This window comes from Amycolatopsis samaneae (assembly GCF_039541975.1).
Lineage (GTDB): Bacteria > Actinomycetota > Actinomycetes > Mycobacteriales > Pseudonocardiaceae > Amycolatopsis > Amycolatopsis samaneae.
Map to the genome: position 1 here is coordinate 208,664 of NZ_BAABHG010000013.1, position 23,220 is coordinate 231,883.

Here is a 23,220-nt window from a genome sequence, read left to right on the forward strand (position 1 = left end):
AATTCCCGGTCCGGGGCGCGGTTTCAGGCGGGCACGGTGATGCGGACACCCGCCCGCGACTCGTCCTCGTCCGTCCAGTGCACCTGCTCGCCGAGCCCGCTGACCCGGATGCCGTAACGGCCTTGGCCCGCCGGGACGTCGGGTACCGCGAAGCTCGTCGCGCATCCCGGGCCCGGCACGGCGGGTGGCCGGGCGGTGCCGACGCCGAGCACGGTGCCGTCCGTCGCGATGACCTCCACCGGCGCGGGGGAGCGCGGGGGAACCGCGCAGCGGGCGGGGTGGACCGTGCCCGCGAGGGTGAACAGTGGCGGCGGGCTCGTCCACAGCACGAGCCTGGCCACGATCGCGGCCGTGACGACCAGTACGGCGGTCAGCGCCAGCACGGTCTGCCGGGAGATCACCACGGCAGACCCCGGAACCACGAGTGAGCTGCCCGGTCCACTGTTACTCCGTTCGAGCCGGTTTCCTGGTGAAACCGACACTAACGGCCCGCGGTGAGTACCCGCCCGTCCTTTTCGCCGGTGTACGACGGTCGCCGGTGTGGTTCCAGCCGGGTGGCGGGGGCGCGTCGGCCGGTCGGCGGGTCCGCCCGAAAAGTGTCCACTGTGGAGCAACGACCGGCACCGGTGGAGCGATCGGCGGCGCGAAAGCTATCCCGCGCATTCCCCGCTTGACAAGGTCGCTCGGCGCGCCGGAAGGTGGAACGCGAGCTCGGCGGCGCCGACGGTCGCCGGGCGGCACGGTCCCCGAATCCTCCCGGAGCCGACCGAGGAAGGGCCCATGACGATCCCCGCGACCTCCGACACCGGGCCCGCGGCCACCGCGCGGCACCCGCTGGCGATGCTGACCCCCGCCGAGTTCGACGCCACCCGCGACATCCTGGACCGGGCGGGGCTGGTGACCGCGGCGACCCGGTTCTCCTACGTCCTGCTCCGCGAACCGTCCAAACAGGACGTGCTGGCCTGGGACGGGGAACATCCGCTGCCCCGCGAGGTCTCGCTGCTGCTGACCGAGCTCGAACCGCTCGCGCTGCGCGCAGTCGTCGTGGACCTCGACGCGGGCGAGGTCGTCTCACGGACCGAGCTGGACCCGGCGGAGTCCGGGGTCGGGCCGTGCCTCGACGAGGACTTCGCCCTCGTGGGCGAGATCGTGAAGGCCGACCGGCGCTGGCTGGAGGCGATCGCGAAACGCGGGATCGACGACGTGGCCACGGTCCGGGTGGTTCCGCTGACCGCCGGGGTCTTCGGTTACCCGGACGAGGTCGGCGCGCGCGTCTACCGGGTGCTGGCGTTCCACCAGCCGGGCGAGGGGAAACCGCCGTGGGCGCATCCGGTGGGCGGGGTGATCGCGCACGTCGACGTGACCGGGCGCCGGGTGCTGCGGGTGGTCGAAACCGCGGTCGGGCACGTGCCCGCCGAGTCCGGCGACTACCGGGACGAGTCGGTCCGCGGCCCGCTGCGCACCGGCCTCCGGCCGATCTCCGTCACCCAGCCCGAAGGCGTCTCGTTCACCTGGGCGGACGGCGAGCTGCGCTGGCAGAACTGGCGGCTGCGGCCGGGATTCAACGCCAGGGAAGGCCTGACCCTGCACCAGGTTTCGTTCACCGACGGCGGCGTGCCGCGGCCGGTCCTCTACCGGGCGTCGGTGGCGGAGATGGTGGTCAACTACGGCGATCCCGGGCCCACCCACGGCTGGCAGAACTACTTCGACCTCGGTGAATACCAGCTCGGGCGGCTGGCGGGCTCGCTGAAACCGGGCTGCGACTGCCTCGGCGAGATCACCTACCTCGACGCCGTGGTGGCCGACGACCACCTGCGGCCGAGGGTGATCCGCGACGCGATCTGCGTCCACGAGGAGGACACCGGGGTGCTGTGGAAACACAGCGACCTGTTCACCGGCTCGTCGGACACGCGGCGGCAGCGCCGGCTGGTGGTGTCGTTCTTCGGCACCGTCGGCAACTACGACTACGGTTTCTCCTGGTACTTCTCCCTCGACGGCACGATCGAGCTGGAGGTCAAGGCCACCGGCATCCCGTTCCCCTCCGCCCACGACGGTGAGGATCCCTACTTCGCCGCGCTCGGGCCCGGCCTCGGCGCCCCGGTGCACCAGCACCTGTTCTCCGCGCGGCTCGACCTGACCGTGGACGGCGTGCGCAACCACGTCGAGGAACTGGAGGCCGCGCCGGTGCCGATGGGGGAGGGCAATCCGTGGGGCAACGCGATCACGCGCAGGCGTACCCGGCTGCGCACCGAACACGAGGCGCGGCGCGTCGCGGCGAACCACCTCGACCGCGTGTGGGCGATCTCCAGCGCCGAGCGCACCAACCGGATGGGCAGGCCCACCTCGTACGTGCTCCACCCACAGGGCAAACCGGCGCTGCTGGTGGACGAGCGGTCCTCGATCGCCCGCCGCGCCGCCTTCGCGCGCAAGCACCTGTGGGTCACCCGGTACGACCGTGACGAGCTGTGGCCCGCCGGCTACACGGTCAACCAGAACCCCGGCGGCGACGGGCTGCCCGCCTACACCGCCGGTGACCGGCCGATCGACGGCGAGGACGTGGTGCTGTGGCACACCTTCGGCCTCACCCACTTCGTGCGGACCGAGGACTGGCCGGTGATGCCGGTCGACCACACCGGTTTCACGCTCCGGCCGGACGGCTTCTTCGACCGCAATCCCACCCTCGACCTCCCGGAGCCCGGCTGTCATCAGGAAGAGGGAAACGGCTGAACCCGCGATCGGGCAGGGCGCACGTCAGATCCTGTGGTACCAGGTCATGGTGGTCCCGTTCTCGAACGACTCGCGCCGGGCGGGGGTGAACCGGGTCGGGCCGAACCCGCCGCCGAACGCGGGGACACCGGCCCCGGCCACGACGGGGTAGGTCTTGATGATCAGCTCGTCGAGTTCGGGCAGCAGCGCGCCGGCCAGCTTGCCGCCGCCGCACAGCCAGATGTCCAAACCGGACTCCTGCTTGAGCTCGCGCACGAACCCGGCCGGATCGGCGCCGACCAGCGTCACCGCCGGGTCGGCGATCTCGCCCAGCGTGCTGGAAACCACGTACTGCCGAAGGTGGGCGTACGGGCTGGTGAGACCGGCGTCGAGGACGGTGCGGTAGGTGCCCAGTCCTAACAGGACGGTGTCGAAACGCTTGTTGGGCACGTTCTCCAGCCCCGCGCCGGGCCGCATCGGCGTGGGGACGGTTTCGGGGTAGCGCTCGTTGACCCAGGCGGCGTACGCGGCGTCGGCCTCGGTTCCCCGGGTGTAGAAGTCGACCTGCCCCTCGGGTCCGGCGATGACGCCGTCCAGGGACATGCCGATGTAGTAGACGAGCTTGCGCAAAAGGGGTCTCCCTGAAGTACTCTAAGTGCAGTGGTTCAACTGTAGTACTTCAACTGAAGTGGTGTCAAAACCGATGCGTACGAACACCGAACGCCGCACCGCCCTCGTCGACGCGGCCATCGAGCTGCTGGCCGAACTGGGGGCGCGCGGGCTGACCCTCCGGGCCGTCGACGCCAGGGCGGCCGTACCCGTGGGCACGACGTCGAACTATTTCGCCAACCGCGACGCGCTGCTTGTGCAGGCGGGGGCGAGGGTGTACCAGCGGCTCCAGCCCGAGGACCCCGCTCTCGCCCGGCGGATCGCGAAGGCGCGGGGGCGGGAGGCCTACACGGTGGTGATGCGCGAAGTCGTGAGCAGGATCGCCGAGTTCCGTACCGGCTTCCTCGCCCTGCTGGAACTGCGGCTGGAGGCCACCCGGCGTCCCGGCCTGCGCGCGCTGCTGACCGAACGGGTCCGTGCCGACCTCGACGCGAACGTGGCCTATCACGAAGCGTCCGGCCTGCCCGGCGACGCCACCGGCGTCCGGCTGCTCTATCTGGCGCTGAACTGGCTGATCGTCGATCAGCTCACCCTGCCGGACCTCTTCTCGGCCGGGGAACGCGACGAACTGGTCGCCGAGGCCGTGACGCGGATCATGGCGGGCTAGCGCCCGGTCCAGTGTGGACGACGCGCGGCGTGTGCCGATTGTCCGATGTCCTGCTCCGGTGTCGTCCAGGACACTCCGGACCGCCGGGGAGAGAAAAAAGGGTATCGATCAATTCCTCGAGGCGACAACCGATACGACATTCAGGTAATATGCCGCCGGATGGGGGAGGACAATACTCCGGGAACTGACCGGTACCCGGGTTGTTCCTGAATGACGACGAGAGAGAACAAACGATGGCGCAGAAGGTGCTTGTCCAGCTCACGGACGACATCGATGGTAGCGAGGCACAGCAGACGGTGCCGTTCGGTTTGGACGGTGTGAGCTACGAGATCGACCTGTCCGACGACAACGCGGACGATCTGCGGGACGCGTTGGCGCAGTACGTGTCCGCGGCGCGGCGGGTCGGCGGGCGCAAGGTGCGGCTGGCCGCGGGGCAGTCCGCCACGGCCACCGGCGCGGCACCGGTGGACCGGGAGCGCTCCCGTGCCATCCGGGCCTGGGCACTGGAGAACGGCTACGCGGTGTCGGACCGCGGCCGGATCCCGACCGAGGTCGTGGAGGCGTTCGACAGCGCCGAGGCCGCTCCGCAGAAGGCCGAGGCCGAGGCTCCGCGCAAGCGTAAGCCGCGGAAGAAGAGCGCCGCCTGATCCGTGATCGGTCCCGGTGGCATCCGGCACCGGGACCGATCACCGGCGCGGCAATCGTTTTCCCGCACCGTGAGAAGAAGGGGACTTTTCGCTCGCGCGACGAGCGGAAAGTCCCCTTCGCTTCATGTCTCGTCTCGCCCGGGAGGATGTGCGCCTCGCACATCCTCCCGGGCGAGACGCACACCGGTGGAAAAGGCGCGTCCCGCGTGGGCATTCCGGCGCGGGACCGCCCTCGTGTTTCAGTGGAAGATCACGTCCGAGCAGGTGTAGAAGGCCTCGCCCGAGTCGGGCCAATGCCGCTGCCAGATCGAGTAGATCAGGTGCCTGCCGGTGCGCCCGCCGGGCAGGTTCGCCCGGAGCTGGTAGGCGTTACCGGCGATCGGCGGGTTGTCCTGCTTGTAGAACGGGGTGTCCTCCAGATCGGACCACTTGAGCGGTTTCGTCGGGTCGTAGCCCGGCTTGGTGACGTACAGCTCGAAGGTGCCCTCGTGCGCGGCGGTCAGCTGGTACTGGAAGGTGTACGGGCCGCTGCTCGGCATCGTGGTCGCCGGCCAGTCGTCCCGGGCCAGGTCCAGCCCCTTGTACTTGTCCCGGCCGGCGCTGCACAGCTTGCCGTCCGGGATGATCTCACGGCTGCGGCCGCTGGCGTCGCCGATGTTGACCTCGTCCCAGTCGTAGATCGGCCAGCTGTCGCCCACCGCGATGGCGGCCTTGCAGGCGGCGGACTGCGGGTTCTCCGGGCCCTCCTGGAAACATTGCATGATCCGGCTGATCGGGTTGCCCATCGAGCCGTGTGCCAGTGCGGGGACGGCGGTGAACGCCGAGGCCGCGCCGAGCACGGCGGTCAGTACCGCGACCTTGACGGCGGAGCGGGAAATCTTCATCGCAGGGTTCCTCTCATGAGAGGTCTAGACCACACCACGGTAGGTGCCCCGGCGGACCGGCTTGTAGGCCCGAAAGTCGGGCTTGCGCGCTCCGCTCATTTCGATGCCCCGGGAGGCGGGGTGCGGAACGGCGCGGTCAGCTCGTCCACGGTGTGGAGCTTGCCGTTCTTCACCACCATGCGGACGTCCATGAGCCGGTTGACGTCGTGCGACGCGTCGCCCTCGGTGAACACCAGGTCGGCGAGCTTGCCCTCCTCGACACTGCCCAGATCGCGTTCCACCCCGAGCTGCCGGGCGGACAGCAGGGTCGCGCTCTGGAGCACCTGGAACGGGTCGACGCCGTACTTCGCCATCGACCGCAGGTTGAGGTGCAGCCCCACCGCGGTGCTGTCCAGCGGCGCGTCGGTCCCGGCGAGCACGACACCGCCCGCCGCGAGCAGGCGCTTGATCACGTCGACGTCCTTGCGGGCCCGTTCCGGCGTGCCGTCCAGGAAACCGCACGGCCCCTTGCCCTGCGCGCACAGCAGCTTGGCGTGCAGGGCCTGCTGCTGCGTGCCGGTGTAGAGCGCTCGCAGCCGGGGATCGGTGACCATGGCGGGGTCGTCGGCCAGCAGCGAGCTGGAGCTGAACAGCGTGCTGCTGAACGGCATCCCGCCCCGCGCCGCCAGCTGGATGACGTCCTCGTACGGCCCGCTGAGCGAACCCTCGTGGGAGAACCCGAATCCCCAGCGCGACGGCCCGGCGAGGTGCTCCTTCATGTCGACGCCGTGGGAGACGGCGGGGTAGAGGTAGTGCGAGGTGGTGGGGACGCCGAACTCGTGCGCCTGCTCGGTGACCTCGGCCTGCCAGTCGTTGCGGAACCGCTGGTAGGTCTTGATCACGTCGTAGCCGAGCTCGCGTGCCCGGGACATCTCCAGCGTGAGCTGCCGCTCATCGCGGACCGGCCGGGCGAACTCCCAGCTGACCCGCGAGCCCTCCAGCATCTCGCCGGTCATGAAGAACCGGGGCCCGATCCGGTCACCGGAGGTGAGTGCCTCGCGGTCCTCCAGCGCCCGGTAGGCCGGGTCGCCGGTGGAGCGGGTGGTGGTGATCCCGTAGGACAGCAACAGCCTGCCCTGCCGGTCGCCGAAGAACTTCGCCTGCATCTCCTGGTGGTTGTGCATGTCCACCAGGCCCGGCGTGACGGTGAGCTTGCTCGCGTCGACGAACTGCCAGCCCGCGCGCTGCCGGTCCTCCCGGTGCGGCTCGATCCGCTTGACGCGGTTGCCCACCACGATGATGTCGACGTCGGTGCGTGCCTCGCGATGGCGGCCGTCCCACAGCCGCCCGGCGTGGATCACCAGCCCACCCGTCGGCTGGTCCTGGGCGAAGGTGAGGTCGAGCGGGACGTCCCTCGGCGCGTCACCATCCACTGTGGTCAGCCGGAGTGTGCCGTTGTGCAGGTACAGCAACGTTTTCGAGTCGCCGCTCCAGCTCGGCGCGTCGCTGGCCTCGTCGGTGACACGCCGCGACGGCCCGGTCGGCGCGCCCGTGGCGTCGACCGGCAGCAGGGTGATCACGCTGTCCTGGGAGAAGGCGAGCCAGTGGCCGTCCGGCGACCAGACCGGGCCGTCGTCGCCGCGCGTGGACACCGAGCCGTACGGCGAGGGCTCGATCGTCCTGCTCGTGCCCGCGGTCACGTCCACGAGCAGGATCTGGTTACGCTGACCGGCGGACACGGTGAGGGTGAGGAACTTCCCGTCCGGGGACCAGCTCGGCCTGCCGGGCGTGGTCAGCGGTTTCAGTACCCGGGTCACCGCGCCACCGGCCAGATCGACGGTGAACAGACCGCCTTCCTGGTCCTCGAAGGCGAGTTTCTTCCCGTCGGGGGACCAGGCGGGGGAGACCTCGGCGCCGGGCAGCGACGTGGCCCGCTTTTCCTGCCCGCTCGCCACGTCGAGGACGTAGAGGTCTTCGGTGCCCGCCTTGTCGGAGGCGTAGGCGATGCTCTTGCCGTCCGGCGACCAGACCGGGTCCCATTCGGAGAACTGGTCGTGGGTCAGCCGTCGCGGCTTGTCCCCGATCGGCAGCAGCCACAGGTCGTTGAGTGCCTTGAAGACCACCGCGCGGCCGTCCGGGGAGAGCGCCGGGCCCGCGATGCCGCGTGCCTGCCGCGGCTTCCGTGAGTCGAAGTCGTGGGCCTTTCGCTGGTACCGATCCCGGTCGAGGGTGAAGGTGGCCGAGAACGGCACCTCGCGCGCCGCGCCGGTGAGGGTGTCGGAGACGGCGATCCGCCCGTTGGCACCGTAGATCAGTTCGTGCGCGGACAGCCAGCGCGCGGGGAACGGGAACACGTCGGTGTAGGTGCCCACCTGGCGTACCGTGCCGGACTCGCTGACCATGAGCGTCCTGCCCTCCGCGCCGGAACGCAGGAAGGCGAGCGTGCGCCCGTCCGGGGACCACGACGGCGCCCCGAGGAACGCCTTGGCCGCCGGGACCACCGTGCGCACGGCGCCGGTGGCCAGGTCCACGCTGTCGATGGTGAAACCGGCGGCGTAGGCGATGCTCCCGCCGTCGGGAGCCCAGGTGGGCTGGGACTTCGGCGCGCCGCCCCTGGTGATCTGCCGGGTCTCGCCGCTGCGCACGTCGACGGTCCAGATCTCGGCGCGGCCCGCCCGGTCCGAGCTGAACGCGATCTTCGTGCCGTCGGGGGACCAGGCGGGCTGCAGATCGTCGTGTTCCCCGAAGGTGAGCTGCCGTACCGCGCTGCCGTCCGGCGCGACCACGGCGATGTGGAACATGCCGTCGGCGTAGGACTGGATGGCGAGTTCCCTGCCGTCGGGGGAGAAGACGGGCCAGAACGGGTCGAGCCGGTCGTCGCCGACCGGGGTGGCGTCGCCGCCCTCGCGCGGTATCGAGAACAGCTGACCCTGGAGGTCGAACACGACGGTGCCGTCGCGCGGGGACACCGTCACGGCGAGGTTGGTGCCCTCGGCGACCGTGACCGTCCTTTCGGCGGCCTGCGCCGACGCCGCCGCGGTGAGCGGCGAGACGGCCAGGACACCCACCAGCGCCGCGCGGGCGAAGCGCCGGAACGGGGAGATGCTCATCGGAAGCTCCTCGGCGGGTAGCCGGGCATCAGATCGGCCCGAACGCGAGCAGGACGTTTCCGTGGTCACTCGGATAGCTGGGCCAGTAGCCCGACTGGACGTAGAGGGTGCCGTGGGACACCACCGCGCCGCCGTTGCCGGAGATCGCGCTGCCGTGCCCGGTCAGGCCGTTGACCCCGGCGAAGTCGCGGACGGTGTCGAAGGTCCAGAGCACCGCCCCGGTCCGCGAGTCGTAGACGCGCATCTTGCCGTCGACGCTGCCCTCGTACACCAGCCCGGGACTGGACGTCACCGCCGGGGTGTGCGCCCGTTTGCACACCGTGGGGAACTGGGCCGCGCCGCCGGTGGTGCAGCCGTCGGCGGGACTCGGCGTCTGCCACACGATGTCGCCGTCCTCGGGGTCGAGGGCGAACAGGGTGCCGGGGTTGGCCCAGTTCGTGGCGACGTAGAGGTTCCGGCCGTCGAAGCTGGTGCCCCACTGGATACCGGACAGGCCGCCACCCGGCATCGGCTCGGAAAGCTGGCGCCGCCAGGAAACCTCGCCGGTGCGCGCGTCGAACACGTGGAAGACGCCGCTCTTCTGGCCGACGCCGACCATCGTGCGCCCGCCCACCCGGAACAGCGTCGGGGTCGCGCCGATGTCGTAGTCCAGCGCGGTACCGTCCTTCTGTCCTGGGCAGTACCCCTCGTTGTCGGGCTTGCCGCACAGCAGCCGCCAGGTGTCGGCCTTGGTCACCTGCTGCTTCCACCGCACCGCGCCGGTACGTGCGTCGAGTGCCAGCAGGCTGTCGAAGTCGCCGGTCGTACCGGAGTAGAGCTGCCCGGTGCCGACGTAGAGGGTGCCGGTGCGTTCGTCGACCACCGGCGAGCTCCACACCCCGGCGCCGGAGGGCTCGTACCGGGTCGCCCCGCTCGGCCAGGTGCCGACGGCCTTGGGCTCGGGAACCGTGTAGTAGCGCCAGGTCAGGTCGCCGGTGTCCGCGTCGAACGAGTCGAGGTGCCCGCGGAAGGTACAGCACGGGTACTTGACGTCGGGGTTCAGCATTTCACCGCTGGACGAGCCGACGTAGACGTGGCCGTCGTGGTAGAGCGGCGAACTGGTGTGCATCCCGGCGGGGTGCGGCTCGGTCTGCTTGGCCCACACCAGCCGCCCGGTCCGCTGGTCCAGCGCGTACAGGTATCCCCGGCTGTCGCCGAAGAACACCTTGCCGCGCGCCACGGACGGCCCGTCGATGACGACACCGCCCTTGTCCACGGTGCCGAGGTCGAAGGTCCAGCGCGTGGCGCCGGAATCGCTGTCGAGCGCGTAGAACTTGCCGTCGGGGCCACCGAAATAGACGCCGTCGCCGACCACCGCGGGCTGGCTTTTGACGGGGAAGAACGACTTCGGGTAGGCGAAGGCCCATTTGAGGCCGAGCCCGCCCACGGTGCGCGGGGTGATGCGGTGCTCGGCCGGGTTGAACCGCGACCCGGAGGGACTGCCCTGCCAGGTGGGCCAGTCGCCGAACCGGTGACCGGAGGATTCCGCCGCGGCGGCGGCCGTGCCGCCGAGGACGAGGAGCGCGGCGCCGAACAGCGCGGCGAGACGGGTTTTCACGGGGGACATGAGCATTTCCACCCCTGATGAGTCGATGATGCCGAATGCGGGGACGGATTTTGCGCGGCCAGCCAGTCATTCATCGTACGTGCTGGTCGCACCGTCGCCGTCCGCCGAACCGACCAATCACGAAACGCGCGAATTGAATGTGTCCCACGATCGACGGGAAAAACACCTTGACATTTCTCCGGCCGGAAATCGGATGGACGGAAAAGCAGTCCGGTCGGCCGCTGTGGTCTGGGTCGCATTTCCTTGCCCGCGAGGAGGTTTCGTGCCGGGTTCCGGACGTGGTGCCGCCGGAAACGATCAAGCTTCCGTGCCGGTCCGGAGTGCGTTAATCTTTCCGGAGGGCCGTGTGAACGCGGTCCGAAACTGGGGGCGGAGAGCTTGCGGCTCGGCTGGTTCCGCCATCGTGAATCGACCGTTGTGCCGCCCGGCACCGTGGTCTGGACCTGGGGAGCACGGCTCATGAACGACAGACGCGGGTACCGGCGCACGCTCGGTGTCCTGTTCGCCTTCCTCGCCGCACTGGTGGTCACGGCCGCCCCGGCGAACGCCGCGCCCACCGCGGCCTGGACCGAGGGCCCGTGCGCCGGTACGCCGGGGATCACCGTGGTCGCGGATCTGACGAAGTTCCCCGGTGGCAAGGTGGTCCGCCGGTGTGCCACGGGTAGCCCGGCGACCGCGTTCGCCGCGTTGGCCGAGGTGGGGCTTTCCCCGGAGCACGGCACCGGGCAGGGGCAGAACGGCCCGTACGAGTACCTGTGCCGGATCGACGGGCACCCGACCGCGGCCGAGGACCCGTGTACCGGGTTCGTGCCCGACGCCGGGTACTGGGGATTCTGGGTCCCGGACACGGCCAATGCGAACTGGACCTACGCGCTGGAGGGTGTCGACACCTATCACCCCGCGTCCGGTGTCGTGCTCGGCTTCTCGTTCGGCGCGGGTACCGCGTCGGACCCGAACGCGATGAGCCTGACCCTGGCCCAGGCGAAGGACCCCAACTGGAACCCGCCCGGCCGATGATCTCGCGCCGGGCCGGTGCCCTGCTCGGGTGCCTGCTGATCGCCGGTGTGCTGGCCACACCGGCGATCCCGTCGTCGGCCGCGGGAGCGTCTCCCGCGGCGACGTCGGCTGCGGGCTTCCTGGCACGGGAGTTCGCCCGGCTCGGCCACAGTTATCCGTCACCGATAACGGGCAACCCGGACGGTGGCGTGATCGCCGACGCGCTGATCGGGATGCACGCGGCGGGGATGACCGGGGGCGAGTTCACCGCGGCGACGGCGGCGTTGCGGAAGTCGTTCTTCAACGGCGCGCTCACCGCGTCCGGGTTCGTCGCGAAGTACCTGATGGTCGCGACCAGGGCCGGGGTGGATCCGGCCTCGTGGGGTACGGATTCGCAGGGGAAACCGATCGACCTGGTGCGACGGCTGGAGTCCACTATGGACGAAAACGGCCGGTACCGTGATCTTAACGCCGGTTCGTATGATCCAAGACGGGACGCGTCCAACGTCTTTTCGCAGTCGCTGGCGATGATCGCGTTGCACGAACTGGGCCGGACCGGCGATCACGCGAAGGCACTGGGCTATCTGCTGCGTCAGCAGTGCCCCGGCGGCGGTTTCCGCGCGCTGCCGCCCCCGGCCGACCCGGTCGCGGCCTGCGCGGACGAGAAGACGGTGGTGGACGCGGATTACACCGCGATGGGGGCCTGGGCGCTGGCCGAGACCAGGAGCGACCCGGCCGCGCTCGCGAAGGCGGTGGGGTGGCTGCGGGCGCATCAGTTGGCGGACGGGAGTTTCAAGAACCGCGACGGCGCGCCGAGCGCCAACAGCACCGGTCTGGCGGCGCTGGCGTTCACCAAGGCCGGGGACGTCGCCGACGCCGGACGGGCCAACGGCTGGCTGGTGTCGATGCAGCTGCCCGCCGGTGGCGCGGTGCCGGCGATGGCCGGGGCGGTGGCCGCGAGCGCCGACGCCTATCTGACGATCCAGCGTGACCCGGCCGGATACTGGGCCGGTGCCGGGCAGCAGGACCAGCTGCGGCGGGCGACCGCGCAGGCGGTCCTCGGTCTTTCCGCCGCCCCGGTGGGCGAGGTGCCGCCGCCCCCGGTGGCGCCCGCCGATCCCGCGGTGCCCGCGTCGCGGGCCGGGAAGCCACCGGCCCCGTCCGCGTCCCCGGTCGCGCCCGCGGTTTCCGCCGCCGGTCCGGGCGTGGGACCGGCCGCCGGATCCTCCGGTGGCACACCGGAAGTGGGTCCGCCGACCGTCGCCCCGGCGGTGCCCCCGCTCGCCTCGCCGGTCGCGGTCGCGGAGCCGGAACCGGTCGCCGGCATCGGTGGCGCCGCGGCGTTGCCACCGCGTGAGGCGGACTTCCTGGACTTCCTGCGGAGCCCGTGGGGGATCGCCGCCTCGGTGCTGGCGGGGTTCGCGATGGCCGTCGCGGGCTATTGGCTGGTCACGCGCAAGAGCCGGACGTCGAAGGGATAGCGGGTGCGGGAACAGCGGAAGTACCTGGTCCTGCCCGCGGTGTGCGTGGCGCTGGCCGGCGCGGCGGCCCCCGCGGCGGCGGTCGATCAGGGCCGGGGCGGCCCGGGATACTGCGCGGACGGCGACGGGGTCACGGTGGTCGTGGACTTCCAGCAGCTCGGCGGGGACGTGCTGGTGCGCTGCGCGCGGGGTGCGCAGGAAAGCGGGCTCGCGGCGTTGCGGAACGCCGGGGTCGAGGTGACCGGGACACAGCGGTGGGGACTCGGCTTCGTCTGCCGTCTGGAGGGGAAGCCGGGGCCGGGCAGCGAGGACTGCGTGGACACGCCCCCGGCGAGCGCGGCCTGGATGTACTGGACGGCGCCGAACGGCGGCAGCTGGGAGAGCAGCCAGTACGGCGCGATGAACCGCAGGCCGCCGCCGGGGAGTTTCGAGGGCTGGTCGTTCTCGAAGGACCAGACCGCGGGCACCAACCCGCCGCCGAGGCTCGGCCCGGTGCGGCCCGGTCAGCCGGTCGAGGCACCGCCGTCGTCGCAGGTGTGGCAGAGCGCGATTCCGGGCCGGGAGGGCGCGCCGAAGTCCGTGCCGTCGTCGGCGTCGTCGCCGTCTTCGGGCGCTCCGGCGAGTTCGTCCGCCGCGCCGGGGCCGGCTTCCCCGTCGGTGTCCGGTCCGCCGCCGTCCACGGTCGGTGGTGTCGCGCCGGGCGGGGTGAGCTGGACCGGCGGGCAGGGCGCGGCCGCCGCGGCCGTCGAGGACCGCGGCTTTCCGTGGGGTGCCCTGATCGGCGGCGTCGGTGCCCTGCTGCTCGGCACCGTGGCCGCCTTCGTGGCGCGGAAGCGCAAACGCGCGTCCGGCGGTTAGCTTCCGGGCGAGGCCGCCACGATCGCCGTGACCCGGGTCCCGCGTGTGCTGACAAAAATCGGCATACCTGACGACTACCCCGAAAACCCCGGCTTCAAAAGGGCTGTCACCGGAACGTATCCCGGCGAACTCGCGTACCCGGACGGCGAACTCGCGTACCCGGACGGTCGGCTCGCGTGCCTGGACGGTCGGCTCGTCCTTTGTGGACGTTGGGAGTGGGTGTACCTGTGAAGGGGCTGTGTGGTTAGTAACCGGGTGGTAAACGGCGGGTGCGCGGAGCCGTGGGCCGGTTACGGTGCCGATCATGACCGTGCCGTGCTACGAGACCCTGGCCGCCTACAACAGCGCGCACCCCGCCGCGCCGATGCCGGAGGACGCGACCGCCCGGGCGGGACTGCGCCGCTACACCGCGGCCTCGGCCGGGCTGAAGGACGACCTGTCCGGGTCGGGGAGCGGGTTCACGATCGACTTCCTCCCGGGTGGCGCCCCGGCGGAGGGGGAGCCGGACCGGACCGGCGCCGTGGTGGCGACACGCTGGGGCGCCGGGCCCTATCTGGTGCTCGCGACCGGGGTGTCCCTGCGGTGGGCGCGCAGCCGCATCGTCGGCTCCTGGCCCACCACGCTGACGAACGTCGCCGGTGTCCTCGGCGGCCGTTCGTAACGGCCGCCGAGGAACGGTCAGTACGGGCGCCGCGCCGCGTTCCCCGGCACGCGCGGGCCGATCACCGCGCCGGCGACGGACAACGCGGTCCCCGCCACCAGCAGCCAGGGGCCGGGGCCGAGCCCGTCGAGGTGCTTGCCGCCGTCGGTGAGGATCAGCAGGCTGATCACGTGGTAGAGCAGGCAGAGCCCGGCGAGCACGGAGAGCATCGTCCTTGTCGGGCCGGTTCTGCCCTCCATCAGGCTCTTCTTCGTCAGCCCGCCGCGGCTCTTGGCGCCCTTCACCGAGCGGATCGAGCCGAGTGACCACAGCGCCGGGGGGATCGCGGCCAGCGCCAGCGCGATGATGACCCCCTGCGGAAAGTAGATCTTGATCCACTGGTCGTTGCCGGAGAGCCCGTTCGCGCCCGCCGCGGCCTGCCGGATGGCCTTGTTGAGATCGGCGAAGGTCGCGTCACCGGCCCACTTGAGCGCGAACAGGCCGACCGCGGCCAGCACCACGCCGAGCAGGGCCGGGATCGCGCCCCAGCCGGGCAGGGTCAGCGGGGTCTCGCCGGCCGGCCGGGGCGGATACGGCTGCTGCCGCGGCGGCACGCCCGGTGGCTGCGCGCCCGGCGGCATGCCCTGGTACGGCCCGCCCTGCGGAGGCGCTCCCTGCGGCGGCATCGCCTGGGGCGGCATGCCCTGCGGTGGCATGGCCTGGGGCGCGCCCTGGTACGGCGTCCCCTGTGGTGGCATGCCCTGGGGCGGCGGCCCCGGTGGCTGCCAGCCGGGTTGCTGTGGGTGGTGTCCTGCTCCCCCGTAAGTCATGCCCATGAACTTAGGCCCCCGCGTCCGGTTCCGCGCGACCACCCGGCGAATACGGCCCCGGTCACCGCCCGTGGCGGCCACCATGAGGCTCCACTGTGGACGGTGCTGCCGGTGGAACACGGGGCCGCGAAGGGGCATCGGCCAACTGTTGCACGGGTCAATAGTTGTCTGGCATCCTGGTAGGGCAGTCGTACAGGGCGACTGCCCTACCGGAAGGGCGGGGCGGATGGGGACCTCGGCGGAGCGGGGCGAGGAGGCGCGAAGGCGCCTGACGCGTGCCGCGGTCGAACTCATCCCCGAGCGGGGGTGGGCGGCGGTCAGCACGCGAGTGCTGGCCGAACGCGCGGGGGTGACACCGAGCGTCGTGCACTATCACTTCCCGTCGCTGGGCGCGCTGCTCGTCGACGCCGTCGTGACGGCGATGCGCGGGCTGCTGGCCGAGGCCACGGCGGCACTGGCGAGCGTGCGGACCCCGGGGGAACTGCTGGAGGCGATGCTCGCCGCGCTGGAGCCCTACGACGGCCGGGATCCGATGTCGGTGCTGTTCATGGAGGCCTACCTCGCGGCGAACCGCGACGCCCGGCTGCGCGAGGCGATCGGTGAGGTCGTCGCGGGTTTCCGGGACGAGCTCGCCGCGTGGCTGGACACGCGGAAGGTCCCGGCGCCTACGGAGACCGCGGCGGTGCTGGCGGCCGCGATCGACGGGGTGCTGCTGCACCGGGCACTGAACCCGGGCCTGACGCGCGCCGCGGTCGCGCCGGTCCTACGCCGCCTCGTCGACCGCGCCTGAGCCGGTGCGGCCGTGATCGGGAAGGGAGCAGCCGGATGAGGGTGGTGATCTGCGGGGCCGGGATCGCGGGGCTGGCCTGCGCGCACCGGATGGCCGGGCTCGGCGCCGAGGTCGTGGTGCTGGAGAAGGCCGGGGGACCGCGCGAGCAGGGGTACATGATCGACTTCTTCGGCCCCGGGTACGACGCGGCCGAGGCGATGGGCGTGCTGCCCGCGATCCGGGCCCGCGCGCACGACGTCGAGGAGGCCGTCCTGATCGACGGGGCCGGGCGCCGTCGCGGGGGAGTGCGGCTCGCGCGGTTCGCCGGGCCGGTGGCGGGCAGGCTGTCGAGCATCCTGCGCCCGGACCTCGAGAAGGTGTTGCGTGACAGCCTGCCCGAGCGGGTCCGCCTGCGGTTCGGCGCTTCCCCCACCGGCATCGACACGGATCGCGACGGCGTCCGGTGCGTCCTCGCCGACGGCGCGGTCGTCGAGGCCGATCTGCTGGTGGGAGCCGACGGCATCCACTCGGCGGTCCGGCGCCTGTGCTTCGGGCCCGAACCGGAGTTCCTGCGCTACCTCGGTTTCCACACCGCGGCCTACCGCTTCCGCGACCCGGACATCCACGCCGCGCTCAAGGGCCGCTTCTGCCTGACCGAGGCGGTCGGCGCGCAGCTGGGGTGCTACGGCCTCGGCGGGGACGAGGTCGCCGTGTTCGCCGTGCACCGCGCCCCGGACCCGGCCGTCCCCTCGGACGTCCCCGCCGCGCTGCGGGCCGCGTACGGCTCGCTGGGCTGGGTCGTGCCCGCCGTGCTCGACCGGTGCCCGCCGTCCGCCGAGGTGTACTACGACCAGGTCGCCCAGATCGAGCTGCCCCGGTGGAGCCGGGATCGCGTGGTGCTGCTGGGCGACGCGGCCTACGCCGTCTCGCTGCTCGCGGGCCAGGGTGCCTCGCTCGCGGTCGCGGGTGCCTACGTCCTCGCCGACCGGCTGGCGCGCTCCGCGTCGGTGGTGGCGGGCCTGGCCGCCTACGAACGGATGTGGCGACCGGCGGCCGAGCGCACCCAGCGGGACGCCCGGTCCACCGCGCGGTGGTTCGTCCCGGCCTCGCGGGCACGCCTGCGCGTGCGCAGGCTCGCGGTGCGCGCCGTCCGGCTGCCCGGCGTGGACCGGCTGGTCACCGCCGCGGTGGCGGGCAGGCCGACGGACCTGATCCACCGGTTGCGGGACGACGGCCCATCCGGGCGGCCGCGTGTGCCGTCCCGGAACGACGAAGGGAGAACGCGATGACCAAGGTCGGTCCCGTCCTGCGGGCGGTGTTCCGGGCGCCGCTGCGGCTCTACGACCACGGGTTCGGCTGGGTGCTGGGCGGGCGGTTCCTGTGCCTGACCCATCTCGGGCGCCGGTCGGGCCGCGCCTACCGCACCGTGCTGGAGGTCATCGGCGCCGATCCGGCCTCCGGCGAGGTCATGGTCATCGCCGGGCTCGGCCCCGGCGCCGACTGGTACCGCAACATCCTGGCCCGCCCGCCGGTCGAGGTCCGGATCGGCCGCCGCCGGTTCACGCCTCGGCACCGGGTGCTGGACGAGGCCGAGGCGTTCGCCGTGCTGGCCGCCTACGAACGGCGTAACCGCTGGATCCGGCCGGTGCTGCACCGGGTGCTGAGCGGGTTGCTCGGCCAGCCCTACGACGGCGGCGACGTCGCGCGGAAGCACCTGGTTTCGCGGCTGCCGGTGGTGGCGCTGCGCCCGGACGCCTGAGCGTGTCAGCCGGTGGTGTCCGGGCCGTCGGTCCGCGGTGGCACCGCGCCCGGGCTCGGCGCCGCGGCCACTGTGGACGGTCCGGCGGCGCGCCGTCCCCTGATCTCGTTGAACGCCAGGTTGAGCAGGACGGCGACGACGCTCGCCGAGCTGATGCCGGAGTCCATGATGGTGGCGAACCAGCCGGGGAAGTGCGACCAGAACTCCGGCACGGCGATCGGGATGATGCCGAAGCCGAGCGCCGTGGCGACGAGGACGAGGTTGAGGTTGTGCTCGTAGTCGACCTTGGCGAGGGTGCGGATGCCGCTGGCGGCGACCATGCCGAACAGCACGATCCCCGCGCCGCCGAGGACGGGCTGGGGAATGGCCGCGGCCACGCGCCCGAGTACCGGCAGCAGGCCGAGGACGACCAGGATCAGGCCGCCGGTGGCGACCACGTAGCGGCTCTTGACGCGGGTGAGCGCGACCAGGCCGACGTTCTGGGCGAAGGCGGTGCACGGGAAGCTGCCGAACAGCGGGGCCACCGCGGAGGAGAGCATGTCGGCGCGCAGGCCGTCGCCGACGCGGCGCGGGCTCACCTCGGTGCCGACGATCTCGCCCAGCGCGACGATGTCGGCGGTCGTCTCGATCATCGTCACCAGGATGACCACGGTCATGGACACGATCGCGGACACCGAGAACACCGGGGCGCCGAAGGGAAGCAACTCGGGAACGGCGACGACCGGCCCGTGCCCGACGCCGGAGAAGTCGGCCTTGCCGAGGGCGAACGCGGCCAGCGTGCCCGCGACGATGCCGAGCAGGATCGATAGCCGGGACAGCAGACCCTGGAGCAGCCTGCTCACGAGCAGGACGATCAGGAGGGTGAGACCGGCGAGGGCGATGTTGCCGACGGACCCGTAGCCGGGCGTGCCCGCCGTGCCGCCCATCGCCCAGCGGAACGACACCGGCAGCAGGGAAATGCCGATCACGGTGATGATCGTGCCGGTGACCACCGGCGGGAAGAACCGGATGAGCTGGCTGAAGAACGGGCTCAGCACGAGCCCGACGAGGCTGGCCACGATGATCGATCCGAACACCGAGGGCAGGCCGCCGCCGCGGGCCGCGATCGCCGTCATCGTGGCGACACTGGCGAAGGTGGCGCCTTGCACGAGCGGGAGTTGCGAGCCGAAGAACGGGATTCCCACCGTTTGCAGGATGGTCGCGGCGCCGCTGACGAACAGCGCCGCGGTGACCAGCAGCGCGATCCGCTCCGGGGGCAGGCCGGTGGCGCCGCCGATGATGAGCGGGACCGCGATCACCCCGCCGTACATGGACAGGATGTGCTGCAGGCCGTAGACGACCTGGCGGCGGACGGGAGGCCGCTCGTCCTCGGGACGGAGCCGGCGCGCGGCCTTCCGGAACTGGGGAATCCGCATGGGGCCTCGATCCTTCCGTGCGGGCGGGCCGCGCCGCGGCCCACCGGCCTGACGGTCCGATGTGGCTGGCGTGTTTCGCCATGCGGAAAGCGCCTTCCGTATGGCAGATGTGACGATAAGCACAGCCGGCGGGGCGCGTCAACAACCGGCTCGGCGGCCGGGCGGGGCGGCCGGGATCTCGAGGCCGCCGTTCGGGGCTGAGAGGGTGCCGATTGTGCCGAGGGACGCCTTCGGTGCGCCCAACGCGGCGAGGGACGCCCTTGGTGCGTCCAGAGCACCCAGGGCGTCCCTCGGGCAGTTCGCCGCGCGGGCGCAGCGGCGGGCGATCGACTGTCTACTCGCGACAGTGCGGAACGGGTCAGGAGCGGCGCCCGCCGGGCCGGGGGCGCACCGCGGACAGGCGCCGGTGGGCGCGGATGCGGTCGCGGTTGCGCTGCCACAGCTGGCGCATCAGGTCCGGGGAGGTCATCGCCTCGTCCGACAGCGGGCGCTCGCCGCTGTCGAGCAGTTGCTGCTGCCTGGCCTGGTAGCGGATCAGCGGGTGGTCGTCGGCGAGCGCCTCCGCCGGCGTCATCGGCGCCGACCCGGCCTGCTGCCCGTCGTCTCGAGGTTGGTCACTGTCTGTCACGAGCTGACATTGTCCGGGCTACCGGGCGCGCGATCAAATCGTGTCCTCCGCCCGGGTTAGTGGGGAATGGCCCGCTCCCGCTCAGCGAAGGGGTGGGGGAGACCCTGCGAGCGGGAGCGGGGGCTTGAGGGCCGGTAGGGCGTCGCCTCGCGGCGGGTGGCACGACACGGCTCCGCCCGGAGCGGTATTCCGTGAAGGCGAGGGGTGAGGCCCGGGGACTGGTTCCCTACCGGCACCCTGTACAACGCGCGACCCGGCGAGATGTTTCCCCGTTCGCGCTCCCGCGCACGTGATGTGCGTCGCTACCACACGGCGCGGGGAGCGGTCCGGGGCGGGGCGGGCACGCTGGTGCCAGGGAGGTGCCCTCATGACGGCACGGAACATCGACGAGGTGGTGGCCGCGCTCGCCGGGATCGTGCGCGACGCGCGGGCGGCGGGCGACCGGGCCGGGTTCTTCGCGGCGCTGTACCGGCAGGTGACCGTCGAGGTGCGCGCCGCCATCCACAGTGGACAGTTCGACGACGGCCCGAGGATGGACCGGTTCGACACGCTGTTCGGCAACCGCTACTTCGACGCCCGCGACGCCTGGCTGCGCGATCGTGGCGGCCCCCGGTGCTGGCGGACGGCGTTCGGGCTGCTTCCCGACCGGGACACGATTATCGTGCAGCACCTGCTGCTCGGCGTGAACGCGCACATCAATCTGGACCTCGCGATCGCGGCGGCGGACACCTGCCCCGGCCCCGCCATTCACGGGCTGCGTCGCGACTTCATGCTCATCAACGACATCCTGGCGCGCGTGGTGCTGGCGGTGCAGAAGGCCATCGACGAGGTCTCCCCGTACCTGTGGCTGCTCGACCGGCTCGGCGGCCGTACCGACGAGCGGATCCTCGACTTCAGCATCCGCCGGGCCCGGCTGGAGGCCTGGCACAACGCCGTCCTCCTCGCCGGGCAGCGCGGCGCGGACCGGGAGGCCACGATCGACCTGCTCGACGTCCGGACCGCCGTGCTCGCCCGCCTGATCGCGCGGCCGGAGAACCTCTTCCGCGCCGCCATGGAGGTGATCCGCAGCGCCGAGGAGACGGACGTGTCCGCGGTCGTCACCCGGCTGGACCACGCGTTCGAAACACACCCCCTCGCGTGAGCGCGACGCGACACGGGCTTCCTCACCCGGCATTTGGCCCCGGGTGAGGAAGCCCGTCCGGGCGGCGTCGGGTCAGCGGACGAGGACGAGGTCGCTCGTGGCCGGGGTGAACTGGTCCGGCACACCGGCGTAGTGCGCGCGCCACAGGCCCCAGCCCGGCCGGTCGGTGGTGGCGGCGAAGGCGAAGCCGCTGCCGTTCCAGGAGGCGACCGCCGTGGTCGCCGTCGTCCAGCGCCAGGTCTTCGTCGAGAAGTACTGGATCTCCACCGGGATCGACGGCGGGGTGAAGCGGGCGAACGCGATGGTGCCCTTCGCCGAGATCGTGCCGTCCGCGCCGCGCGTGGCGGTGAACGCCGGGATCGAGGCGGTCTGCACCACGGTGATCGGCGCGGTGGTGGCGGAGGCCCTGCCGAGCGTCGCGTCGGTGGGCAGGAAGTCGGCGCGGTAGCTGCCGGAGCGGATCGGGCTGACCGAGGCCCGGTAGCGCCCGGCGGTGTCGGTGACGGGCCTGGCGACGAACTCGCCGCAGAAGTCCGGGGTCGGGCAGTAGGCGATGCCGATCGTGGCCGAGGCCACCGGCCGGGCGCCCTCGGCGGTGTTCCGGGTCAGCGTGCCGGAGATCGTGACGGACTGGCCCGTCGCGATCCGGGTGCGGTCCGCCGACGCGGTGAGCGTCGTGGTGTCCGCGGCGGCGCTCGCGGGCGCGGCGCCGAGCGCGAGGGCGGCGATCGTGGCGAGCAGGGCGAGCAGTGCTCTGGTACTGGTGCGGATCATGGTCTCCCCAGTGCGAGAAGTGTTGTCGGCGAAGGGATTCTCGGTCGCCGGGGAGCGGAATCGAAGGCTGGGAACGGGTGTTCGTGCGGCGTTCAGGACGCCGCCGTCGGTGCTTCACGGCTCCGGCCGGGGCCGTCACCCACCGCTCACGGATGACACAGCACCGGATTCGCCAGCTCGGTGCACGGGCGGTTGCCGAACGAGCGGATGACGTCCTTGCCGACCTGGTTGGTCAGGTAGCGCAGGAAGCTGGCGGCGAGGGAGTCGGCCTTGGGCTCGCCGTAGGTGTAGGCGTACTCGGTCTCCCAGAACGGATAGGCGGCGTGCACCGCACCGTCCAAAGTGGCCTGGTTGCCGCCGATGCGGACCGGGAGCAGATCGGTGCCGCCGGTGATCGCGCCGAGTTCGGCGTAGCCGAGGGCACCGGGAGTGGCGGCGACCGCGTTCATCAGGTCGCCGGTGGTCGGCCGTTCGCACCGGATGACGCCGGGCGGCGCGCCGGTGCTCACCTTGGCGCAGTCGTCCGAGTTGGTGCCCGGCTCCCGCCTGCCGTCCAGCAGCCTCGCCTGGAACGCCTTCCGCGTGCCGGAGTCCGGGCTGCGGCTGATCAGCCGGATCGGCTGGTCGGCGCCGCCGAGCTCCTTCCAGTTGCCGAAGCGGCCGTCGTAGATCTGCCGGATCTGCGTCACGGTGAGGTCCTGGACGCCCGCGTCCTTGTTGACGACGAGCGTGAACAGCGAGAAGGCGATGGGCCGGGGGAGCAGCTGCGGGTAGCCCTCTTCCTTGGCGCCGTCGGTGAAACCGAGCATGTCCGGTCCGGCGCCCGCCTTCCGGCCCGCCTCGTTCAGCGTGCGCAGGCCCTCGTTGCTGCCGTGGAACGCGGGGGTGAACGTGGCGTCCCCGCAGCTGTTCCGGTACTGCCGGGTGGCCTCCTCCAGCACCGGCGCGAAGGCGGTGGACCCGGTGAGCGTGAGGTTCCCCTTGGCACAGTCCAGCGGCGCCGGGCTGCTGTACAGGGAGATCCCGAGCTGGGCGAGGATGATCGCCACCAGGAAGAGGATCAGCGCCAGCGTGTTGCGGGAGAGCCCGGTGCCGCCCTTGGTCCGGACCACTCGCCCGCCGAGCAGGGCGCCCACGATCTGCGGTTTCGAGTTCCCTTCCGGTGTCGAGCCATTGCCCGTCGTCGGCTCCAGCACGGCGAGGACCTTGTAGTGGTCGTTGCGGCTCAGCTGGGTCTTGGGTAGCTCGATGACGCCGACCTTGTGACCGTGCGCGTCCTCGACCTCCTTGCGCGTCAGGCCCGAGTTCTCACCGAAGTTGTTGGCGAGTTCCGGATCACTGAGTTCGGTGACCACGAACCCGGCGACCGTCCGCCCGGGGAACCGGATCTGGATGCCGTGCGCCACCTCCCTCGGGTTCCGGTAGTCGGTGTCCTTGATGGCGGTCGAACCGTGGTTCTCGATGCGCAGCAGCACGAACGACGGGTTGACCAGTGGTCTTCCGGTCTCCCGGTGCAGCAGTTCCAGCGCGCCGATGTGCTCGGAGGGGATCTCCCCGGTCACGGTGGTGTCCATCTGGATCCGGTAGCCGAGCCGCTTGCGCCCGATCAGGACGAACTCCCACAGGAACGCCACGACCGGAACCAGGACGCCGAAGATCGCGATCAGCAGGCTGTACGGGAAATCGTCCACTGTCAAACCCCCTCTGAAGGGGGAACAATC

The 23,220-nt window shown here is 71.7% G+C and carries 21 protein-coding genes; 11 read left to right on the forward strand and 10 right to left on the reverse strand.

The window, feature by feature from the left end:
* Nucleotides 1-23: 23 nt before the first annotated feature.
* Nucleotides 24-422 carry a hypothetical protein gene (locus ABD987_RS31515; protein ID WP_345402237.1) on the reverse strand — a complete coding sequence of 133 codons (399 nt, stop codon included), beginning with the start codon at nt 420-422 and terminating at the stop codon, nt 24-26.
* Nucleotides 423-780: 358 nt separating this feature from the next.
* Between ABD987_RS31515 and ABD987_RS31520 the strand changes: the two genes are divergently transcribed.
* The gene (locus ABD987_RS31520) at nt 781-2,727 is read left to right on the forward strand and encodes a primary-amine oxidase (RefSeq protein WP_345402240.1); all 1,947 of its coding nucleotides are present in this window, start codon (nt 781-783) and stop codon (nt 2,725-2,727) included.
* A gap of 24 nt (nt 2,728-2,751) precedes the next feature.
* On the opposite strand, the gene ABD987_RS31525 is transcribed toward ABD987_RS31520, so the two are convergent.
* Nucleotides 2,752-3,336, reverse strand: a complete 585-nt coding sequence (locus tag ABD987_RS31525) for a dihydrofolate reductase family protein (protein WP_345402243.1) — start codon at nt 3,334-3,336, stop codon at nt 2,752-2,754.
* A gap of 73 nt (nt 3,337-3,409) precedes the next feature.
* Here ABD987_RS31525 and ABD987_RS31530 point away from each other — a divergent pair, with 73 nt between their 5' ends.
* Together ABD987_RS31530 and ABD987_RS31535 are read left to right on the forward strand one after the other, a co-directional pair.
* A complete protein-coding gene (locus tag ABD987_RS31530; RefSeq protein WP_345402246.1) occupies nt 3,410-3,982 on the forward strand; it encodes a TetR/AcrR family transcriptional regulator in 573 nt (190 codons plus the stop codon).
* Nucleotides 3,983-4,215: 233 nt separating this feature from the next.
* Nucleotides 4,216-4,629 carry a histone-like nucleoid-structuring protein Lsr2 gene (locus tag ABD987_RS31535; protein WP_345402248.1) on the forward strand — a complete coding sequence of 138 codons (414 nt, stop codon included), beginning with the start codon at nt 4,216-4,218 and terminating at the stop codon, nt 4,627-4,629.
* A 239-nt stretch (nt 4,630-4,868) separates the two neighbouring features.
* Here the strand turns inward: ABD987_RS31535 and ABD987_RS31540 are convergent, their stop codons facing one another.
* The 3 genes from ABD987_RS31540 to ABD987_RS31550 all read right to left on the reverse strand — a co-directional run bounded on the left by ABD987_RS31540 (nt 4,869) and on the right by ABD987_RS31550 (nt 10,208).
* Nucleotides 4,869-5,513 (reverse strand): lytic polysaccharide monooxygenase auxiliary activity family 9 protein, encoded by a 645-nt coding sequence (locus ABD987_RS31540; RefSeq protein WP_345402251.1) that lies wholly within the window; start codon nt 5,511-5,513, stop codon nt 4,869-4,871.
* 95 nt (nt 5,514-5,608) lie between these two features.
* The gene (locus ABD987_RS31545; protein WP_345402254.1) at nt 5,609-8,602 is read right to left on the reverse strand and encodes an amidohydrolase family protein; all 2,994 of its coding nucleotides are present in this window, start codon (nt 8,600-8,602) and stop codon (nt 5,609-5,611) included.
* 28 nt (nt 8,603-8,630) lie between these two features.
* On the reverse strand, nt 8,631-10,208 hold the full coding sequence (locus ABD987_RS31550; protein ID WP_345402257.1) for an outer membrane protein assembly factor BamB family protein: 1,578 nt from the start codon (nt 10,206-10,208) through the stop codon (nt 8,631-8,633).
* 459 nt (nt 10,209-10,667) lie between these two features.
* On the opposite strand from ABD987_RS31550, the gene ABD987_RS31555 reads away from it, so the two are divergent.
* The 4 genes from ABD987_RS31555 to ABD987_RS31570 all read left to right on the forward strand — a co-directional run bounded on the left by ABD987_RS31555 (nt 10,668) and on the right by ABD987_RS31570 (nt 14,204).
* On the forward strand, nt 10,668-11,225 hold the full coding sequence (locus ABD987_RS31555; RefSeq protein ID WP_345402260.1) for a hypothetical protein: 558 nt from the start codon (nt 10,668-10,670) through the stop codon (nt 11,223-11,225).
* Nucleotides 11,222-12,685, forward strand: a complete 1,464-nt coding sequence (locus tag ABD987_RS31560) for a prenyltransferase/squalene oxidase repeat-containing protein (RefSeq protein ID WP_345402263.1) — start codon at nt 11,222-11,224, stop codon at nt 12,683-12,685. The genes ABD987_RS31555 and ABD987_RS31560 overlap by 4 nt, the downstream gene beginning before the upstream one ends.
* A 3-nt stretch (nt 12,686-12,688) precedes the next feature.
* Nucleotides 12,689-13,543, forward strand: a complete 855-nt coding sequence (locus ABD987_RS31565; protein ID WP_345402266.1) for an ABC transporter substrate-binding protein — start codon at nt 12,689-12,691, stop codon at nt 13,541-13,543.
* 304 nt (nt 13,544-13,847) lie between these two features.
* Nucleotides 13,848-14,204 carry a hypothetical protein gene (locus ABD987_RS31570; RefSeq protein ID WP_345402269.1) on the forward strand — a complete coding sequence of 119 codons (357 nt, stop codon included), beginning with the start codon at nt 13,848-13,850 and terminating at the stop codon, nt 14,202-14,204.
* A gap of 17 nt (nt 14,205-14,221) precedes the next feature.
* Here ABD987_RS31570 and ABD987_RS31575 read toward each other — a convergent pair whose 3' ends face one another.
* A complete protein-coding gene (locus ABD987_RS31575) occupies nt 14,222-15,013 on the reverse strand; it encodes a hypothetical protein (RefSeq protein WP_345402272.1) in 792 nt (263 codons plus the stop codon).
* Between the two features lie 226 nt (nt 15,014-15,239).
* On the opposite strand from ABD987_RS31575, the gene ABD987_RS31580 reads away from it, so the two are divergent.
* From ABD987_RS31580 to ABD987_RS31590, 3 genes are read left to right on the forward strand one after another with little or no spacing between them, the layout of a single operon-like run.
* Nucleotides 15,240-15,803 carry a TetR/AcrR family transcriptional regulator gene (locus tag ABD987_RS31580; RefSeq protein WP_345402275.1) on the forward strand — a complete coding sequence of 188 codons (564 nt, stop codon included), beginning with the start codon at nt 15,240-15,242 and terminating at the stop codon, nt 15,801-15,803.
* A gap of 35 nt (nt 15,804-15,838) precedes the next feature.
* Nucleotides 15,839-17,071 carry an FAD-dependent monooxygenase gene (locus tag ABD987_RS31585; protein WP_345402278.1) on the forward strand — a complete coding sequence of 411 codons (1,233 nt, stop codon included), beginning with the start codon at nt 15,839-15,841 and terminating at the stop codon, nt 17,069-17,071.
* On the forward strand, nt 17,068-17,541 hold the full coding sequence (locus tag ABD987_RS31590) for a nitroreductase family deazaflavin-dependent oxidoreductase (protein WP_345402281.1): 474 nt from the start codon (nt 17,068-17,070) through the stop codon (nt 17,539-17,541). Before ABD987_RS31585 ends, ABD987_RS31590 begins: the two co-directional genes overlap by 4 nt.
* Nucleotides 17,542-17,546: 5 nt before the next feature.
* Here ABD987_RS31590 and ABD987_RS31595 read toward each other — a convergent pair whose 3' ends face one another.
* Nucleotides 17,547-18,956 (reverse strand): nucleobase:cation symporter-2 family protein, encoded by a 1,410-nt coding sequence (locus tag ABD987_RS31595; protein WP_345402284.1) that lies wholly within the window; start codon nt 18,954-18,956, stop codon nt 17,547-17,549.
* A 358-nt stretch (nt 18,957-19,314) separates the two neighbouring features.
* Entirely contained in the window at nt 19,315-19,584 is a 270-nt protein-coding gene (locus ABD987_RS31600; RefSeq protein ID WP_345402286.1) for a hypothetical protein, read from the reverse strand.
* Nucleotides 19,585-19,951: 367 nt separating this feature from the next.
* Between ABD987_RS31600 and ABD987_RS31605 the strand changes: the two genes are divergently transcribed.
* Nucleotides 19,952-20,725 (forward strand): DUF5995 family protein, encoded by a 774-nt coding sequence (locus ABD987_RS31605; protein WP_345402289.1) that lies wholly within the window; start codon nt 19,952-19,954, stop codon nt 20,723-20,725.
* 72 nt (nt 20,726-20,797) lie between these two features.
* Here ABD987_RS31605 and ABD987_RS31610 read toward each other — a convergent pair whose 3' ends face one another.
* Both ABD987_RS31610 and ABD987_RS31615 read right to left on the reverse strand, forming a co-directional pair.
* A complete protein-coding gene (locus ABD987_RS31610; protein WP_345402292.1) occupies nt 20,798-21,499 on the reverse strand; it encodes a hypothetical protein in 702 nt (233 codons plus the stop codon).
* Between the two features lie 146 nt (nt 21,500-21,645).
* On the reverse strand, nt 21,646-23,190 hold the full coding sequence (locus ABD987_RS31615; protein WP_345402295.1) for a substrate-binding domain-containing protein: 1,545 nt from the start codon (nt 23,188-23,190) through the stop codon (nt 21,646-21,648).
* Nucleotides 23,191-23,220 lie beyond the last annotated feature (30 nt).

Excerpts from the sequence above, each read along its gene's own strand:
- ABD987_RS31520 (WP_345402240.1), top strand. The coding sequence starts at position 781 with ATGACGATCCCCGCGACCTCCGACACCGGGCCCGCGGCCACCGCGCGG.
- ABD987_RS31530 (WP_345402246.1), top strand. The coding sequence starts at position 3,410 with ATGCGTACGAACACCGAACGCCGCACCGCCCTCGTCGACGCGGCCATC.
- ABD987_RS31535 (WP_345402248.1), top strand. The coding sequence starts at position 4,216 with ATGGCGCAGAAGGTGCTTGTCCAGCTCACGGACGACATCGATGGTAGC.
- ABD987_RS31540 (WP_345402251.1), bottom strand. The coding sequence starts at position 5,513 with ATGAAGATTTCCCGCTCCGCCGTCAAGGTCGCGGTACTGACCGCCGTG.
- ABD987_RS31545 (WP_345402254.1), bottom strand. The coding sequence starts at position 8,602 with ATGAGCATCTCCCCGTTCCGGCGCTTCGCCCGCGCGGCGCTGGTGGGT.
- ABD987_RS31550 (WP_345402257.1), bottom strand. The coding sequence starts at position 10,208 with ATGTCCCCCGTGAAAACCCGTCTCGCCGCGCTGTTCGGCGCCGCGCTC.
- ABD987_RS31555 (WP_345402260.1), top strand. The coding sequence starts at position 10,668 with ATGAACGACAGACGCGGGTACCGGCGCACGCTCGGTGTCCTGTTCGCC.
- ABD987_RS31560 (WP_345402263.1), top strand. The coding sequence starts at position 11,222 with ATGATCTCGCGCCGGGCCGGTGCCCTGCTCGGGTGCCTGCTGATCGCC.
- ABD987_RS31570 (WP_345402269.1), top strand. The coding sequence starts at position 13,848 with ATGACCGTGCCGTGCTACGAGACCCTGGCCGCCTACAACAGCGCGCAC.
- ABD987_RS31575 (WP_345402272.1), bottom strand. The coding sequence starts at position 15,013 with ATGACTTACGGGGGAGCAGGACACCACCCACAGCAACCCGGCTGGCAG.
- ABD987_RS31580 (WP_345402275.1), top strand. The coding sequence starts at position 15,240 with ATGGGGACCTCGGCGGAGCGGGGCGAGGAGGCGCGAAGGCGCCTGACG.
- ABD987_RS31585 (WP_345402278.1), top strand. The coding sequence starts at position 15,839 with ATGAGGGTGGTGATCTGCGGGGCCGGGATCGCGGGGCTGGCCTGCGCG.
- ABD987_RS31590 (WP_345402281.1), top strand. The coding sequence starts at position 17,068 with ATGACCAAGGTCGGTCCCGTCCTGCGGGCGGTGTTCCGGGCGCCGCTG.
- ABD987_RS31595 (WP_345402284.1), bottom strand. The coding sequence starts at position 18,956 with ATGCGGATTCCCCAGTTCCGGAAGGCCGCGCGCCGGCTCCGTCCCGAG.
- ABD987_RS31605 (WP_345402289.1), top strand. The coding sequence starts at position 19,952 with ATGACGGCACGGAACATCGACGAGGTGGTGGCCGCGCTCGCCGGGATC.
- ABD987_RS31610 (WP_345402292.1), bottom strand. The coding sequence starts at position 21,499 with ATGATCCGCACCAGTACCAGAGCACTGCTCGCCCTGCTCGCCACGATC.